General features: G+C 60.7%; 15 protein-coding genes. 9 read left to right on the forward strand and 6 right to left on the reverse strand.

The features are described from left to right. On the forward strand, positions 1-1,916 hold a 1,916-nt coding region (locus tag NCN05_RS09625), incomplete at its 5' end, for a hypothetical protein (protein ID WP_250397908.1). A 190-nt stretch (positions 1,917-2,106) separates the two neighbouring features. Next, positions 2,107-2,775, forward strand: a complete 669-nt coding sequence (locus NCN05_RS09630; protein WP_250397909.1) for a hydantoin utilization protein A — start codon at positions 2,107-2,109, stop codon at positions 2,773-2,775. On the opposite strand, the gene sodX is transcribed toward NCN05_RS09630, so the two are convergent. From sodX to NCN05_RS09650, 4 genes are read right to left on the reverse strand one after another with little or no spacing between them, the layout of a single operon-like run. Beyond that, positions 2,758-3,090, reverse strand: a complete 333-nt coding sequence (sodX, locus tag NCN05_RS09635; protein ID WP_250397910.1) for a nickel-type superoxide dismutase maturation protease — start codon at positions 3,088-3,090, stop codon at positions 2,758-2,760. The two genes, NCN05_RS09630 and sodX, sit on opposite strands and share 18 nt — an antisense overlap. A 50-nt stretch (positions 3,091-3,140) precedes the next feature. Beyond that, complete coding sequence (gene sodN / locus NCN05_RS09640; RefSeq protein WP_250397911.1) at positions 3,141-3,614, reverse strand: superoxide dismutase, Ni; 474 nt, start codon at positions 3,612-3,614, stop codon at positions 3,141-3,143. Positions 3,615-3,656: 42 nt separating this feature from the next. Next, the gene (locus tag NCN05_RS09645; RefSeq protein ID WP_115008753.1) at positions 3,657-4,256 is read right to left on the reverse strand and encodes an FKBP-type peptidyl-prolyl cis-trans isomerase; all 600 of its coding nucleotides are present in this window, start codon (positions 4,254-4,256) and stop codon (positions 3,657-3,659) included. 51 nt (positions 4,257-4,307) lie between these two features. Beyond that, positions 4,308-4,637 carry a phasin family protein gene (locus NCN05_RS09650; protein WP_006850663.1) on the reverse strand — a complete coding sequence of 110 codons (330 nt, stop codon included), beginning with the start codon at positions 4,635-4,637 and terminating at the stop codon, positions 4,308-4,310. Between the two features lie 53 nt (positions 4,638-4,690). Between NCN05_RS09650 and lnt the strand changes: the two genes are divergently transcribed. After that, positions 4,691-6,106 carry an apolipoprotein N-acyltransferase gene (gene lnt, locus NCN05_RS09655; protein ID WP_250397912.1) on the forward strand — a complete coding sequence of 472 codons (1,416 nt, stop codon included), beginning with the start codon at positions 4,691-4,693 and terminating at the stop codon, positions 6,104-6,106. Here the strand turns inward: lnt and mnmA are convergent. Continuing rightward, positions 6,058-7,209, reverse strand: a complete 1,152-nt coding sequence (gene mnmA, locus NCN05_RS09660) for a tRNA 2-thiouridine(34) synthase MnmA (protein WP_186495704.1) — start codon at positions 7,207-7,209, stop codon at positions 6,058-6,060. The genes lnt and mnmA overlap by 49 nt on opposite strands. A 50-nt stretch (positions 7,210-7,259) precedes the next feature. Here mnmA and NCN05_RS09665 point away from each other — a divergent pair, with 50 nt between their 5' ends. Together NCN05_RS09665 and NCN05_RS09670 are read left to right on the forward strand one after the other, a co-directional pair. Then, positions 7,260-8,783: an NAD(P)H-hydrate dehydratase gene (locus NCN05_RS09665; protein WP_250397913.1), complete on the forward strand. Its 1,524-nt coding sequence runs from the start codon at positions 7,260-7,262 to the stop codon at positions 8,781-8,783. A 178-nt stretch (positions 8,784-8,961) separates the two neighbouring features. Beyond that, a complete protein-coding gene (locus tag NCN05_RS09670) occupies positions 8,962-9,900 on the forward strand; it encodes an RpoD/SigA family RNA polymerase sigma factor (RefSeq protein WP_250397914.1) in 939 nt (312 codons plus the stop codon). A 45-nt stretch (positions 9,901-9,945) separates the two neighbouring features. On the opposite strand, the gene pdhA is transcribed toward NCN05_RS09670, so the two are convergent. Continuing rightward, on the reverse strand, positions 9,946-11,031 hold the full coding sequence (gene pdhA, locus NCN05_RS09675) for a pyruvate dehydrogenase (acetyl-transferring) E1 component subunit alpha (protein ID WP_250397915.1): 1,086 nt from the start codon (positions 11,029-11,031) through the stop codon (positions 9,946-9,948). Positions 11,032-11,132: 101 nt separating this feature from the next. Between pdhA and NCN05_RS09680 the strand changes: the two genes are divergently transcribed. The 4 genes from NCN05_RS09680 (at position 11,133) to NCN05_RS09695 (ending at position 16,195) form a co-directional block, all read left to right on the forward strand. Continuing rightward, the gene (locus NCN05_RS09680) at positions 11,133-13,148 is read left to right on the forward strand and encodes an ARC6/PARC6 family protein (RefSeq protein ID WP_250397916.1); all 2,016 of its coding nucleotides are present in this window, start codon (positions 11,133-11,135) and stop codon (positions 13,146-13,148) included. A 68-nt stretch (positions 13,149-13,216) separates the two neighbouring features. Beyond that, positions 13,217-14,704 (forward strand): signal recognition particle protein, encoded by a 1,488-nt coding sequence (gene ffh, locus NCN05_RS09685; RefSeq protein ID WP_250397917.1) that lies wholly within the window; start codon positions 13,217-13,219, stop codon positions 14,702-14,704. A 79-nt stretch (positions 14,705-14,783) separates the two neighbouring features. Continuing rightward, positions 14,784-15,191, forward strand: coding sequence for a 30S ribosomal protein S16 (rpsP, locus tag NCN05_RS09690; RefSeq protein ID WP_115133001.1), 408 nt, complete (start codon positions 14,784-14,786; stop codon positions 15,189-15,191). 8 nt (positions 15,192-15,199) lie between these two features. Then, the gene (locus NCN05_RS09695; RefSeq protein WP_186495699.1) at positions 15,200-16,195 is read left to right on the forward strand and encodes a PhoH family protein; all 996 of its coding nucleotides are present in this window, start codon (positions 15,200-15,202) and stop codon (positions 16,193-16,195) included.

Raw genomic sequence — 16,195 nt, forward strand, 5'->3', positions numbered from 1 at the left:
ATCCAGAAGCTGCAGATATTACGATCACAAATAATGGATATGGAAATGGATTCGATTCTCTTGCCGAGGGTGAAACTGCTACTGCAACACTAAGCTTTGAATCAGTAGATGGAACAGCATCTGAATCCTATGAATATAAGATTGTAGGATTTAATGATGATGTTTCTATAATTAGTCTCGATCCAGGCGGAAAGATTCTTGATTCAGCATTTAGTAGTGAACTGCCAGATTCATATAAATATTCGCTTGAGGTTTTTGATGTTGATCGCTCGGACAACATTCAGATTACTAAGTCTGGTGGCGATCAGTACGGTCATCTTGATCTTCCTGGTCCAATTAGCTATGACAGTTCTTCTGGTACTAGAGACGGCTACTTAACTTATAATATCGATCAAGGAAATGTCCCGCTTTCAGCTAATTCAATAGAAGCTTATCAAATTTCTGCTTCTGATAATAATGGATCGGTTGCTACTCAATCTTTGGGTATCAATATTGTTGCCGCTGGTGCTTCCAACGTTCTTGTATCAGAAGGAGACGGTACTGGTTCAATAGACGAGGTTTCTTTCAATAATCTCTCAAATGTTGCTCTCCATGAAGGCGACGATATAGCCATAATCGATTTTGAGATTAATACTCAAGAAGACAAGTCATTTATAGACGGTGGTGATGGCTTCGATACTCTGAGTCTGAATGCTTTTGGATTGAAAGATGCCGCCTTGATGGCTCGCCAAGGTGAGTTGGGTGATTTTGTTGCCTTTGCGTCTTTCTCGGAGGATGGAGTTTGGGAATCTGATCTTTTCAACCTGACAGCTACTAATTTTGAAAATGTTGATTGGGAGAAAGCTTCACAAGACTCGAACGCAGTATCGGAGTCTAGTCTTGTCGGTGTTAGTGATGCAATTATCGATGTTGATGATGATCTTCTAGTTGATTTCGATGTTCTTGGAGACAGCGTTGCTGATGCAAAAGCGGTCTCTACTGGAGCATCTGCCTACAGTGAATTAATTACCGTTGGTGCCGAGATTTCTGAATTTAGTGCTGCGGATGAAGTCACCTTTCAACTTGATTTTGGTGGCCTGAGTTCTGCGGTCGGTAGCAGCTCGTCAGGTCTTTCCGATGCGGTTGCGGTTGGGTTCGACCTTGGTTTTGAGGGTGTCGAGGGAGTTGCTGATATCATGGGTAGTGAAGTTGACCTCGCAATTTCCAACATATCCAGTGTTATCGCCGATGCTCAGTCGGTAGTTAGTGACGTGATGGCAGTCAGCAGTAATGACATTGTTGATGCGACAGAACTTATGGTTCTTGCAGATGCAAGATTGATGGCTGAATTGAGCGCTGATGTTGAAACTATTGCGGTTGCTACAACAACGAATGGCAGTAGTGAAGCTGTGGGTTGGCAGGAACTTTCGGTGCTTGAGGAAAGTGCGTTCACAAGTAGTGGGCTTGGACTGATTGGAGTCGATGCGCAAGCAGTTAATAATGTTTCGTCAGAATCTGTTGGTCTTGGTATTGTCACAGCTGATGCCTTGTCTCATACAACTGGTATAAGTGAAACTGATTTCAACTTTGTTGATCCAAATAGCAGCATCAGTGCAGATCTAAGTGACAGCGCTACGGCATCTGCTGTATCGGTTCTCGGCAATGCTTTCTCTAACCTGACCTCTAGTATCAAAGGTATTTTTGGAGGTTCTAATGATAGTGAGCCAAACTCTATTGATAATGCCGAATCGATTAGTTCTGTTGTTAGTCAGCAAGGCTTTGCAGAGGCTTCGTCAGTCGGTGGTACGGCGCAGTCCATTGCTGACGAGTCTGCACAAGCAATTTCAACTTATAACATTACAACTACAGAGGATTTGGTTCTGCTTGGTCAAAGCAATCTCTCTTCGGCAGCGTCAAGTGGTGTTACCGAGGTGTGATTCATTTGTCCACGCTGTTAATGCGTCCTGCTAAGTTGTTCTGTTTAGAGCGTGTACTACATTTTGAGAAAAATTATTAGTTCGTTTTAGCGGATATTTACTTTGTCTTGGTTCTAGATTTTTGTGCATCGATTGTGACGCATGTATCTGCACGCTGTCGGGCAGAATTGAGGCACCTCGGGACAGCGACTTGTTCATAAGCCTTTTGACTGGTGTTGCAGCCGGGGCCGTGCATGTGGTGGGTGGTGCTGATCACCTTGTGGCGATGGCGCCATTCTCCTTGAACAAGCCATGGGCCTCCTTTCGTCACGCCTTGGCTTGGGGGGCCGGTCACTCCACCGGAGTTGTGGTTCTGGCCTCGATTGCTATTGGCCTGAAAGACCTTGCCCATGTGGAGGCCATGTCGTCTTGGGCGGAATTTTTGGTGGGTGTTGCCCTGCTGGTGGTGGGTGCCCTGGCCGTGCGCACGGCGTTCGGGTTGGAATTGCACACCCATGAGCACCGCCACGACGGTGCCGCAGAGCATCGTCATCTCCATCTGCATGTGCGTGGCGCCAGCAACCACCGTCGCCACGTCCATGCCTCCTCGGGCCTGGGCTTGCTGCATGGACTGGCGGGGGCCAGTCACCTGCTGGCTGTGATCCCTGCTTTGGCTCTGCCGCCCCACGCCGCTGTGGGTTATCTCGTGGCTTACTTGGTTGGATCCATCGGCGCCATGGTGGCTGTGGTGTCCGTGGTTTCGTTTCTCACACTCCGAAGCGGTGCCCGACTGATGCCCTTCCTTGTTGGCGGTACGGGTTCTCTCTCGATCATCACCGGGGCCATCTGGCTGCAGAAGACCTCACCGGCTCTGTTCTGATTCCCCGAGCGGAAGCCGGCCCACCACCTCGCCAATCAACAGGTTGGTTGGCACCGCTCCGAGTTGGCGGCTGTCGGTGCTCTCAGCTGGGTTGTCTCCCAACAACCAAAGTCCTGTGCTGTCCACTCGGCTGAGGCGTTTGATCAGGCGCAGCCCGCTTCGCTGTGGATGCCAGGTTACGACCACGGATCCCAGGCTGGGTGAGGCCTTCTGTTTCAGCCGTCTGACCAAAACCCGGTCTCCCGGTTCAAGGGTGGGTTGCATCGATCGTCCTTCGATGCGCAGCAGCAGACGTCGCCCACAAAAAAGCAGCAACAGGTCGCCAAGACCTGCTGCTGCGATGGGGGGATTGGTTCTGTTTGAACTCAGGATGCGGTGACCCAGGCGTCGGAACGGCCCTTGGACTGCCAGAACATGCCGTGGATTTTTTCAACCGCGGCCATCAGTTCCTCAGCCTTGGCCTGATCGATGTTCACCTTGCAGGCGCTGCAGAGCTTGGCTGCTTTCCAGAAGGTGTCGTGCAGGTCGGGGAAGGTGGCCAGGTGATCGGGCTTGAAGTAGTCGGTCCAGAGGATCAACAGTTCTTTCTTGGTCTTCTGTGCTTCCTCTTCCTTGATGGCCACGTAGCGGCCGAAGGTGTTGTTGTAAGCGGCCAGGGCAGCGGTGTCACCAGCTGCGGGAGCTTCCATCGCCTTCAGCTTCTTGGTCGTCGACAGCACGGCTTCGGCTGCCACGCGAGCGGAAGCCGGGTCGTACACGCCACAAGGACCGTCGCAGTGGGCTTCTGCCACAGGGGCAGGGAGGGCACATGCAAGGGCAGAAAGGGCCGAGCGCAGCATCGGTTTAGAGCGGAATTGGCTTGAGATGAGCCTAGCTTCCGCTTACTTCTTCACGTCGAGCAGTTCCACCTCGAAGATCAAGGTTGCGTTGGGGGGAATCACACCACCGGCGCCACGGCTTCCGTAGGCGAGGTCGGAAGGGATCACCAGCTTGCGCTTTCCGCCCACTTTCATCCCGGCGACGCCTTCATCCCAACCCTTGATCACCCGGCCAGCCCCGAGGGGGAAGCTGAAAGGGGTGCCCCGGTCGTAGCTGGCATCGAACTGCAGTCCATCTTCCAGGGTGCCGCGGTAGTGCACCACCACCGTTTGGCCGGGGGTGGCCTCGTCGCCGCTGCCCACCTCCAGCTCGATGATTTTCAGACCACTGGCGGTGATGGTGGTGTCTGGTGCATCGAGTGGGCCGCCGAGGGCTGAGGCGTCGGCGGGTGCGGAATCGTTGGCCATGGCGAAAAGAGTCGGGTTGGGGTCGTCAGGGTCGAGTTCGAAGCTCAACGCCTTCTGGGGTTTTGAAGCCTCGCTGCGAACGGCAGCAGGCTGCGCCGGGGCTGCGGAAACGGTGGAGGGGGCCACGATCTGGCTGACCAGGGCCAGGAGCAGGCAGGCCACACAGACCGTTGTGCTGATGATGATGTCGCGCACGGAAAGGCTTCTGTTGCTCTGATTCTGACCTCCGGTCCGCGGCGTCGGCGTTCATTCAGGCCGGTTCATCTGCCGCAGCTGTTGCTCGAGGCGATCAATGCGGCCGCGCAGCTCATCCACTTCCTTCTGGCTTGGAACGCCGAAGTCCTGGAGAAGGTTGTCGCGGTTGCGTTCCAGGTTGCGCCCCATCTGCTGTTCCAGTTCGGGGGTTTCCCCGCGCAGGGCCTTGAGCACGTCGTCCACCAATGCGGACGCTTCGTTCGGATCCAGCCGGCCACTGCTCACCCAGTTCTGGGTGACGCCGCGCAGACGCTCAGCAACGAGGGTGGTGGTGCCCAGGCCGCGGAGCAGCAGTTGCTGAAGAGGATTCGCGGCATCCATGGCGACAGGTGGGCGGGTCCGGTCCAGGATGCCTTTGGCCGGGACTGCTGACCATGGGCAATCACCAACTGCAGGCCGGATCGCGGGCCCTGTTGGGCGGCGTCCTGGCCGGCGTGGCTCCCTCCCTCGGTGGCCCCCTGCTGATGGTCCCTGCCCTGGCGCTGCTCTGGTCCGTGGTGGAGCGTCCCCGCTGGTCGGCGGCCTGGGGACTGTTGGCCGTTTTGTTCAGCCACCGTTGGTTGCTGGCCCTGCATCCACTCACCTGGATGGGCGTTCCCGCCTGGCTCAGCCTGCCGGTGGCGCTGGCCCTCTGGTTGGCCTGCGGGAGCCTTGCCGCTCTGCTCCTGGCCGGATGGTCTGTGCTGTCGCGGCGTCTGCCTCGCCGTTGGCCGCGTCCAGTGCGGCTGATGCTGCTGGCCGGGCTCTGGGCCATGGCTGAACTGGTGCTGTCGGGGTCGCCGTTGTTCTGGATCGGCGTCGGCGGCACCACCCTTCCCTGGGACCGCCCCCTGGCGGGATTGGCCCGCTGGTTCGGTTCAGGAGGGCTGACCTGGCTGCAGTTGTGCTGGGGCTGCTGCCTGCTGGCGCTGTTCGAGCAACCCGCAGCCTGGCGTCGCTGGGGCTTGCTCGGATTGGCCAGTGTGCTTCTGGCCCATGGCTTGGGCAGCTGGCTGTTGTTGGCGCCGCCGGCGCCGGTCGGTTCCGTGGCTCTGGGGGTTTGGCAACCCGCTGTTCCCACGCGAGAAAAGTTCGATCTGGAGCGTCAACAGGCGCTTCCCCAATCTCTGGTGGAGGCGATGCGTCAGCTGGAGCCCACCAGTCCGGCTGCTGTGGTGGCTCCGGAAGGAGCGCTGCCGGCGCGTTTTCAGCTGCCGGTTGAGGCTCCAGCCATTCCTCTGATCAGTGGCGGATTTCGTTGGGTGCGGGGTCAGCAGCGCAGTTCTCTGTTGCTGTTCGAGCCGCCGGCCCGCTTTCCTGTTCCCTTGGCTGACAAGCACCGTCTGGTGCCGATCGGGGAATGGATTCCGCCCTTGCCCGCCGGGCTGACGGCAGGACTGTCTGCGGTGGGTGGGTTGACCCCCGGTCCGGCCCCGAGAACGATGGAGGTCGTTGACCCCCCTGCGGCCGTTGCGATCTGCTACGAGATCGCCGATGGTTTGGCTCTGGCGCGCGCTGCTGCCGATGGCGCCACCTGGCTTCTGGCCATCGCCAATCTCGACCCCTATCCGCTGCAGCTGCAGAAGCAGTTCCTGGCCCTGGCGCAGTTACGGGCGATCGAGACAGGACGGGATCTGCTCAGCGTCGGCAACACGGGCCCCACGGCGCTGATTTCGGCCAACGGGTCGGTGCATTGGTTGCTTGCGCCTGAGGCTCCAGGCGTCGCTGAGGCCCTCGTTCAGGTGCGCCAGCGCGTCACGCCCTATTCCCGTTGGATCAGCCCCCCACCCAGAACGGTGTCGCCGTCGTAGAAGACCGCCGCCTGGCCTGGCGTGATCGAGAACTGCTCCTCCTCAAAGCTGAGGTGGCAGCGGTGGGGCCGCTGCCGCTGCTGATCGGCCTCGGTGGCTGGGAGGGGTGAAAGCTCCGCACGCACCGGCGCACTGCGGTAGCGCACTTGCACCTCAACGGTTCGTGGCGCCTCGATCGGGTCAATCGACACCCAGTTCACCGCACCCACCACGCAGCTGTCTCGGCCGGCTTCAGCCCGGGGTGCGACGACCACTCGATTCATCGCAGCGTCAAGGCGGATGACGTGAAGCGGTTCGCGCCAGGCCACACCGAGCCCTTTGCGTTGGCCAATGGTGAAGTGTTCGATGCCGTCGTGCTCGCCCACAACAGTCCCGTCCGAAAGCACGATTTCCCCCTGCCGTGGGGGCAGATAGGCATCCAGGAACGCCCGCATCGATCCGTGGTGGTCGGCCAGGCAAAGATCCTGGCTTTCCGGTTTTTCTGCGGTGCGCAGACCGTGGCGGGCGGCTTCGAGCCTTGTATCGGGTTTGGTCAGTTCCCCCAAGGGAAAAACGATGCGCCCCAGAACCTCCTGGGGCAGGTCGTAGAGGAAATAGCTCTGGTCCTTGCGGGTATCGAGGCCCCGCAACAGCTGATGGCGCCCTTGATCGCCGCCATGGCGGATCCGGGCGTAGTGGCCGGTGGCGATGCGGGGCAGCTTGCGCTCCTGCAGGGCCCAATCAAGCATCGGTCCGAATTTCACCGATCGATTGCATTGGGAGCAGGGCAATGGCGTGATCCCATCGCGATAACCATCCACCAGCCGTTGCACGATCTCCTGTTGGAACGTCTCCCGCGTGTCCACCACGTGGTGGGGAATGCCGAGCTGCTCACAGATGCCGGCTGCATCCACCAGCCCCTCGGCGCAACAGGCCCCTTTCCCGCTCATCAGCCAGAGCGTCAGGCCTTCCACCTGCCAGCCCGCCTCCACCAGCAGTGCCGCCGTCAGGGAACTGTCGACGCCTCCAGAAAGACCAACGGCCACGCGGTGCTCCCCTGGCCATTGCCGGAGGCGCTCAAGAGCAGCCTCTCCAGCGCGGGTTGTGGTGGATCCAACGGCCATGGGCGGCGCAGGGAGTTCTCTCCATAGTGAGGTCCCGGCAACCGCAACTGGTGTGGCCTTCCGCTGATTCCGATCATCTGCTTGTGGATGCCGCGTCCATGGCCGCCTTTGAACAGAGGTTGTTCGACAGCGGCATGCCTGTTGCGGCCTTGATGGAGAAGGTGGGGCTGGCCATGGCGGCTTGGCTGCTGGCGCGCCGGGATCTGCTGCGCCATGGCGTGGTTGTCCTGGTGGGCCCCGGTCACAACGGTGGCGATGGTCTCGTGGTGGCTCGGGAGTTGCACCTTGCTGGCGTTGAGGTGTCGTTGTGGTGTCCCCTGCCGATTCGCAAGCCCCTCACCGCTGACCATCTGCGCCATGGCGAGTGGCTTGGTCTGCAGCGCCTGGCTGACGAGCCCGACCCCGGCGGAGCCGCACTGTGGCTTGATGCGGTGTTCGGGCTCGGCCAGAGTCGGCCGCTGCCTGAGTTCTTGGCGGATTTGTTCCGGCGTCGGCAGCAGCTGCAGCCTGGGGCGTTGATCAGCCTGGATCTGCCGTCAGGCCTTTGTTCCGACCAAGGAACCGTGCTGGGCGAGCAGGCAGCCTGTGCCTCGGTCACCCTCAGCGTTGGCTGGATCAAGCGCGGGTTGTGTCTGGACCCGGCCCGTCCTTGGGTGGGTGCGCTGGTGCGGATCGATCTGGGCTTGCCGCCTTCGTTGATGGGCAATGCCGCTGCGGTCCTGCCCCGCCGCCTGCCGGTGACAGAGGCCTGCTCGGCCCCGTTACCGCCGCTGCCGCCCACGGCGATGAAGTACGAACGCGGCCGCTGCCTGGTGGTGGCGGGCAGTGATCGTTATCCCGGCGCAGCACATCTGGCGCTGCGGGGGGCAATGGCCAGTGGCTGCGGCTGTGTTCAGGCCGTTGTGCCGCCCCGTCTGCAATCCGGCTTATGGCAGGTGTTGCCGGAGGTGATGCAACTGGAGGACGGGGTGATTCCAGAGCGGCTGGATGCGGTTTTGGTCGGTCCTGGTCTGGGGGCGTCCAGCCATTGGTGGAACCAGTGGTCGGAGCAGATGCTCAGCGTCGCCGGTTTGCTGGTGCTCGATGCCGATGGCATCAATGGTCTGTCGGCCAGTCCGCAGGGGTGGCGTTGGTTGTTGAAGCGGCGGGGGCCGACCTGGCTCACGCCCCATGCCGCCGAGTTTGCGCGGTTGTTTCCAGACTGTGGTGCGGGTGACGCGCTGGAAAGGGCGATGTCCGCTGCCCGCTGCAGCGGTTGCTGCATTTTGCTGAAGGGGGCGCATTCGGTGCTGGTGGATCCATTAGGTGCAGCCGTGGTGTTGACCGGCACGACCCCTCGGGTGGCCCGCACCGGCCTGGGTGACGTGCTGGCCGGTTTTGCCACCGGTTGGGGCGCCCAGGCGGTGGCGGCACAGCAGCAGCCTGGGCTGGAAAGCTTCACTGCCGCTGCGGCTTTGCATGGTTTGGCGGCCGTTCATGCTCGCTCCAGTGATGCTTCTGCGATTGCGGATTGTCTGAAAATCAATACAGCGCGGTGTCAGAAAAAGCAAACAACGATGTTCAACGAAGTCTGAACAAATGATTCGTTTTGATTGCCTCGGCTGGCAGGTCCCAAAAGAGCTTTTCTTGGTTTTAAATCTTTCGCAAATCTGAAATGTTGCGATTTGCTGTTCTGAATCTGAAGGGTTGCTGAAAACACTTCGAGATTCTTTCTGTTCGTAGGAAAGTCAATTCACTTCCGCAGCACCCAAGGTGTCCACAGCTTCCAAGCCGCTGGAGACGCATCGCCGGCGCAGCAGCGACCCCGTCAGTTGGTATCTCGCCACGATCGGCAGGATTCCACTCCTCACCCCAGCTGAAGAAATCGAGCTGGGCAATCAGGTGCAGGCCATGATGGCCCTTACTGAAGACGGTTCCCGTGAGTTCGAGGATGGAGAACTCACCGCGGCACAGCGCCGTCTTCTGAGGATCGGTCGCCGCGCCAAAGAGCGGATGATGAAGGCCAACCTTCGTCTTGTGGTCAGCGTTGCCAAGAAATACCAAGGCAAAGGTCTGGAATTGCTCGACCTGATTCAGGAAGGCTCCCTGGGCCTGGAGCGCGCTGTCGAGAAGTTCGATCCCACCCGTGGGTACAAGTTCTCCACCTATGCCTTCTGGTGGATCCGCCAGAGCATGACCCGCGCCATTGCCTGCCAGTCGCGCACGATCCGGCTTCCCGTTCATCTCAGTGAGCGGCTCACCACGATCCGCAAGGTCAGTCTTGATCTGGCCCACAAGCTCGGCGCCATGCCCAGCCGTGTGGAGATCGCTGAAGCGATGGACATCCCTTTGGATGAGCTGGATTCGCTGCTGCGTCAGGCGCTCACCACAAGCAGCCTGGATGCTCCCGTCAATGGTGAGGAGGGGCGCAGCTTCCTTGGGGATCTGATCGCTGATTCATCCCTCGATGAACCGCTCGAGATCGTCGAACAGCGGATTCATCACGAGCAGCTGGGCCGCTGGTTGAGTCACCTCAGCGAACAGGAGCAGCACGTGCTGCGCATGCGCTTCGGGCTTGAGGGCAACGAGCGTCACACCCTGGCTGAAATCGGACGCCTGATGGAGGTGTCCCGCGAGCGGGTGCGCCAGGTTGAGCTCAAGGCGCTGCGCAAGCTGCGCAACCTCACCCGCCGACTCCCGAGCGGCATCTGAGCCGCCCCGGGAGACGTTGGTTTCAACGGATCCCGTTCGGTTGAATCAGTCTTCAGCCCAGATGTAGCGGGTGAGTTCTGCGGGGTCAGGCTCGGGTGCGGAGAGGGCGAAGTCAACGCAGTCCTGAACGATGCCGTCGATCTCCTTTTCGATGGCGCGCAGCTCTTCGCTGTTCACCAGACCCGCTTGGGTCAGGTCCCGCTCGAGGGCTTTGAGGGGATCACGCTTGGCCCAGAACTGCTTCTCTTCCTCCGCCCGCAATTCGTCCGGGTCGGCCAGGGAGTGACCGCGGAAGCGATAGGTGAGGCACTCCAGCAAGGTCGGACCTTCACCCGCCCTGGCCCGTTCCACCGCGCGTTGGGCCGCTGCCCGCACCGCCAGAACGTCCATGCCGTCCACTTCTTCTCCGGCCATGCCGAAGGAGCTGGCCTTGCGCCAGATCTCCGGGTCACTGGTGGACCGGTCGTGGGCCATGCCAATGGCCCACTTGTTGTTTTCGACCACGAAAATGATCGGGAGCTTCCACAGCTGCGCCATGTTCATGCACTCGAAGAACTGACCGTTGTTGCAGGTTCCATCGCCGAAGAACGCTGCTGTCACGGCGTTGCTGGAGGCATCACCGAGGGCGTCGCGCTTGTAGCGGCTGGTGAAGGCAGATCCAAGTGCCACGGGAATGCCCTCAGCGATGAAGGCAAACCCGCCCAGAAGGTGATGCTCCTTGGAGAACAGGTGCATTGAGCCGCCACGACCCTTGCTGCAACCGGTCTCCTTCCCGAAGAGTTCGCTCATCACTTCGCGGGCCGGCACGCCGGCACTCAAGGCATGCACGTGGTCGCGGTAGGTGCTGCAGAACCAGTCGTGCTGACGCTTCATCGCACCGATCACACCGGTGCTCACCGCTTCCTGACCGTTGTAGAGGTGCACGAAGCCAAACATCTTGCCCCGGTAGTACATCTCGGCGCATTTGTCCTCGAAGCGCCGGCCCAGGGTCATGTCCCGGTACAGCTCCAGACCGGTCTCCCGGTCCACGCTGGCCCGTTGTGCCGTCACCAATTTGGAGAGCCGTTCGGCATGGGGACCAGCAGTCGCAGTGCCAATCGGAGCGGAATCGACAGCGAGGTCCTGACCCATGTCCACCTAAGGGATTGAGATCAACTTTAAGGGCCAACCGACGAGCGATGGGCAAAACCCCTGACACTGACTAAGATCCGCGTCTCCTCGCAGCGGCGCTGTTGGATCTGCCCATCGATCATTTCCGACTTCTGGGCGTCAGTCCATCGGCAGCGCCAGAGTCGATTCTGCGCCGCTTGGAAACCCGCTGCGAGACTCCTCCGGATCAGGGCTTCACCCACGAGGTTCTGCTCCAGCGGGCCGATCTGCTGCGCCGCTCCGCCGATCTGCTGACCGATCCCGCCGACAGGGCCGAGTACGAAGCAGCCCTGTTGCGCCTCAGTGAATCCCATCCCAACGGCACGGTGGGCCTGGACCTTCCCACCAGCAGTGAAGTGGCGGGCCTGATGCTGCTCTGGGAGGCCAATGGCGCTCTCGAGGCCTTTCAGATGGCACGCCAGGGTCTCCAACCCCCTCAGGCCCCCGCCCTCGGCAGTGGCCGTGAAGCGGACCTGACGCTCCTGGCTGCCCTGGCCTGCCGCGATGCTGCCGTGGAGGAACAGGACCAACGGCGCTATGAGTCGGCGGCCCAACTTTTGATCGACGGCATTGAGCTGCAACAACGGATGGGCAAGCTCCCCGACCAGCAGCGCCAGTTGGAAGACGCCTTGCAAGGGCTGACTCCCTTCAGGATTTTGGATCTGCTCAGCCGTGATCTCGGCGATCAGGACTCCCATCAACGGGGGTTGACGCTGTTGGATGAGCTGGTTGTGGCCCGTGGTGGCCTGGAGGCCACCGATGCTGATGGTGATCAGCCCGGCAGCCTCAGCCAGGAGGATTTCGAATCCTTCTTCCATCAGATCCGCCGCTTCCTCACCGTTCAGGAGCAGATCGATCTGTTCAGCCGCTGGTTTGAGGGGGGCGCAGCCGATGCCGGTTTCCTCACGGTTCTGGCGCTCACCGCAGCGGGGTTCTCGCGGCGCAAGCCTGAGTTTCTCGAGCAGGCCCGCGACCGGCTGCAGACGCTTGCCAATGCCGACCTCGATCCCATGCCGCTGCTTGGCTGCCTGGATCTGCTGTTGGGCAACGTCAAGGATGCGGATCGGCATTTCGCCGTCCTGAGAGATCCGGATCTGCAGGCCTGGTTTTTGAACCACCCTGGTGATCGGTTGGCCGCGCAATGCGAATATTGCCGGGCCTGGCTTGAACGGGATGTTCTACCGGGATACCGCGACGTCGATGCCTCCGGTTCTGATCTGGATGCCTGGTTCGCTGATCGTGACGTGCAGGGTTTTGTCGATCGTCTCGATCGCAAGGCGTCGCGCCAGATCGGTGCTGAAGAGATCAGCCTGGCCTGGGCAACGGCAGGCGATGCATCCCTTGCGGCCTCGAGCGGCGCAGCTGAATCAGACCAGGACCTTGACGCCGAAGACGCGGATGCCACGCCGTTCTGGCAACAACGTTTCTGGCAGCAACGTTTTTGGCGGCAAAGTTGGTTCCGTCCCGCTGCTGCCGCTGTTGCCCTGGTCGGGATCACCGTTGCGGGTTTCGGCCTGGTTCGACGCAACTGGTATCCAGCCCCGCTGTTGCCGGAAACCGCTTCACTCTCCGCTGAGCAGCAGGCAGGCGACGAGGTTGACGAGACGCAGGAGCTCGATGCTGCTTCGTCTCCGGCGAATGACGAGCCGGTGGATGACGAGCCCATCGCGAGCCTGAAGCCCGACCTTGAGCCTTCAGCGCCCACAGAACCACTGCTCAGTGAGGCCCCCACCCAAGCTGAGCTTCAGGCTTTGCTCCAGGGATGGCTTGATGCCAAGGCGTTGATGCTCGCCGGTGAGCTGGCAGATCTTTCCGTCGTGGCGAGGGAGCCCCTGGTGAAGCGCGTGGAGCAGGAGAGGGAAGCTGATCAGGCTGCAGGGCGATCCAAGTCGATTGATGCCTCCATCACCAGCATCGAGGTGGTCGACCGCAAGCCTCAGAGGATTGAACTGCTGGCCCAGGTGGCCTACAGCGATCGCCTTCAGGCTGCTGATGGAACCGTCATTGATGAGACGGCACCGACTGATTTCAGCGTGACCTACGTGCTCGGCAGAGATGGAACCCAATGGCGTTTGCACGACTACATCCCGGGCTCCTGAGTTGCTTGCCCGGGTTGCTTGACCGTCGCTTTTTACGATCACCCCATTGATCCAGGGGCGTAACGCCGATGTTCGACGAGCTTTCAGCCCGTTTTGAGGATGCGGTCAAGGGGCTGCGTGGCCAAGACAGCATCAGCGAAACCAACGTCGATGGAGCCCTGAAGGACGTCCGTCGGGCCTTGCTTGAAGCCGACGTCAGCCTGCCGGTGGTGAAGGAGTTCGTGGCTGAGGTCCGCGACAAAGCCGTTGGTGCGGAGGTGGTGCGCGGGGTCAGCCCGGATCAGAAGTTCATTCAGGTGGTCCATGAACAGCTCGTGGAGGTCATGGGGGGCGATAACGCTCCTCTGGCCAAGGCAGCTGAAGCTCCCACCGTCGTGTTGATGGCCGGCCTTCAGGGTGCTGGTAAAACCACTGCAACGGCCAAGTTGGGCCTCCACCTCAAGGATCAGGGGCGACGAGCCCTGATGGTGGGCGCCGACGTTTACCGACCAGCCGCCATCGAGCAGTTGAAAACGCTCGGTGCTCAGATCGATGTGGAGGTGTTCAGCCTCGGTGCTGAGGCCAAACCGGAAGACATTGCAGCCGCTGGTCTGGCCAAGGCGAAAGAGGAAGGCTTCGACACGCTCCTGGTCGACACCGCCGGTCGCCTCCAGATCGACACCGAGATGATGGAGGAGATGGTGCGGATCCGCACTGCTGTGCAGCCCGATGAGGTGCTGCTGGTTGTGGATTCGATGATCGGTCAGGAAGCGGCCGAACTCACCCGCGCCTTCCACGACCAGGTGGGCATCACCGGAGCGGTGCTCACCAAGCTTGATGGTGATTCCCGCGGTGGTGCCGCCCTTTCGATCCGCAAGGTGAGCGGTCAGCCGATCAAGTTCATCGGCACCGGCGAGAAGGTGGAAGCCCTGCAGCCGTTCCATCCCGAACGGATGGCCAGCCGCATCCTCGGCATGGGTGATGTGCTGACGCTGGTGGAGAAGGCCCAGAAGGAGGTCGAACTCGCCGACGTCGAGAAGATGCAGAAGAAGCTGCAGGAGGCGACGTTTGATTTCTCGGACTTCGTGAAGCAGATGCGCTTGATCAAGCGCATGGGCTCGCTGGGGGGTCTGATGAAAATGATCCCGGGCATGAACAAGATCGATGACGGCATGCTCAAGCAGGGGGAGCAGCAGCTCAAGCGCATCGAGGCCATGATCGGCTCGATGACCCAGCAGGAGCGGGAAAATCCCGACCTCTTGGCGAGTCAACCCTCAAGGCGTCGCCGGATTGCCAGCGGCAGCGGCCATCAGGCCGCAGATGTGGACAAGGTGCTGGCCGACTTCCAGAAAATGCGCGGCTTCATGCAGCAGATGAGCCAGGGCAACATGCCCGGAATGGGAGGTATGCCCGGGATGGGTGGCATGCCTGGCATGGGAGGCATGCCGGGCATGGGCGGAATGCCAGGAATGCCTGGAATGGGTGGCATGCCCGGAGGTGGAGGTCGTCCCGGTCGCGGTGGACCACCGAAGCGGCAGCGACCCGCCAAGAAGAAAAAGGGCTTCGGTGATCTGTGAGGGCGGAACGGTATGGTGGTTCTTTGGCGGGCCTTTGGGCGTCGCCGGACCACCTCTTTTCCTTCATTCCAGGGCCACGATGATCAAGCTCCGCCTGAAGCGGTTTGGCAAGAAGCGGGAAGCGAGCTTCCGCCTCGTGGCCTGCAACAGCACCTCTCGTCGGGACGGTCGTCCCCTGCAGGAGCTGGGCTTCTACAACCCGCGGACGAAGGAAACGCGCCTCGACACCGAGGCCATCCGTGAGCGTCTGGGTCAGGGTGCCCAACCCACCGATGTGGTTCGCACGCTGCTCGAGCGCGGCGGTCTTCTGGAAAAGACCGTGCGTCCTGCAGAGACCGTGGGCAAGGCCAAGCAAGCGGCTAAGCGTGAAGCTGATGCCAAGCAAGCCGCCAAGGAGGCTGCTGAGGCCAAGGCTGCAGCTGCTGAGGAGAAGGCTGCAGAAGCTGAAGCTTCTGATTCCGCAGAATCCGAATCCACCGAGGGCTGATCATTCCGGTGTCTGACGACGGCGAACGCGGCCGTTTCGTTCTCGACCTGCCTGATCCCGATGCTGCACTGGCCCTCGCCGGTGAAGCGGAAACAACCCTGCATCGCCTGGAAGCTCTGACAGGAGCCTCCATGGTGTTGCGGGGTCTTCAACTGGTGATCACCGGGCGGCCAACGCAGATTGAGAGGGCTGCTGCGGTTGTGGAATTGGTGCGCCCGATCTGGCAGGACGGCCAGTCGGTGTCACCGGTGGACCTCCAGTCAGCGCTGGGAGCACTCAACACCGGCCGCGGCGATGACCATGCCGCCATGGGCGAGCAAGTGTTGGCGAAAAGCCAGAAGGGCAACCTGCTGCGCCCGCGCACTCTGCGCCAGAAGAAATACGTGGACGCCATGGAGCGCCACGACCTCACCTTTGCCCTCGGTCCTGCCGGCACCGGCAAAACCTTTCTCGCCACCGTTCTCGCGGTTCGGATGCTCACCGAACGCAAGGTGGAGCGTTTGATTCTCACCCGGCCGGCTGTTGAAGCCGGGGAGCGCCTGGGCTTCCTGCCGGGCGACCTGCAGCAGAAGGTGGACCCCTATCTGCGTCCGCTCTACGACGCTTTGCACTCCCTGCTCGGAGCGGAGAAAACCACTGTGCTGTTGGAGAAGGGCGTGATCGAGGTCGCTCCCCTGGCTTACATGCGAGGCCGCACCCTGAGCGATGCCTTTGTGATCCTGGATGAGGCGCAGAACACCACGCCGGCTCAGATGCGCATGGTGCTCACCCGCCTGGGGGAGCGTTCGCGAATGGTCGTGACTGGAGACATCACCCAGGTGGATCTTCCGTCCACCGTGCAGAGCGGTTTGGTGGAGGCGTCCGAGGTGTTGGAGGGCGTTGAAGGGGTTGCGGTCTGCCGCCTCACCGCTGCGGATGTGGTGCGCCATCCCCTCGTGCAGCGGGTGGTGGAGGCCTATGCCCGCCGGGACGAACGCAAAACGCCCAAAGTTCAGCGTCGATAG

The organism is Synechococcus sp. MU1651 (genome assembly GCF_023630635.1).
In the GTDB taxonomy this organism is placed as follows: domain Bacteria; phylum Cyanobacteriota; class Cyanobacteriia; order PCC-6307; family Cyanobiaceae; genus Parasynechococcus.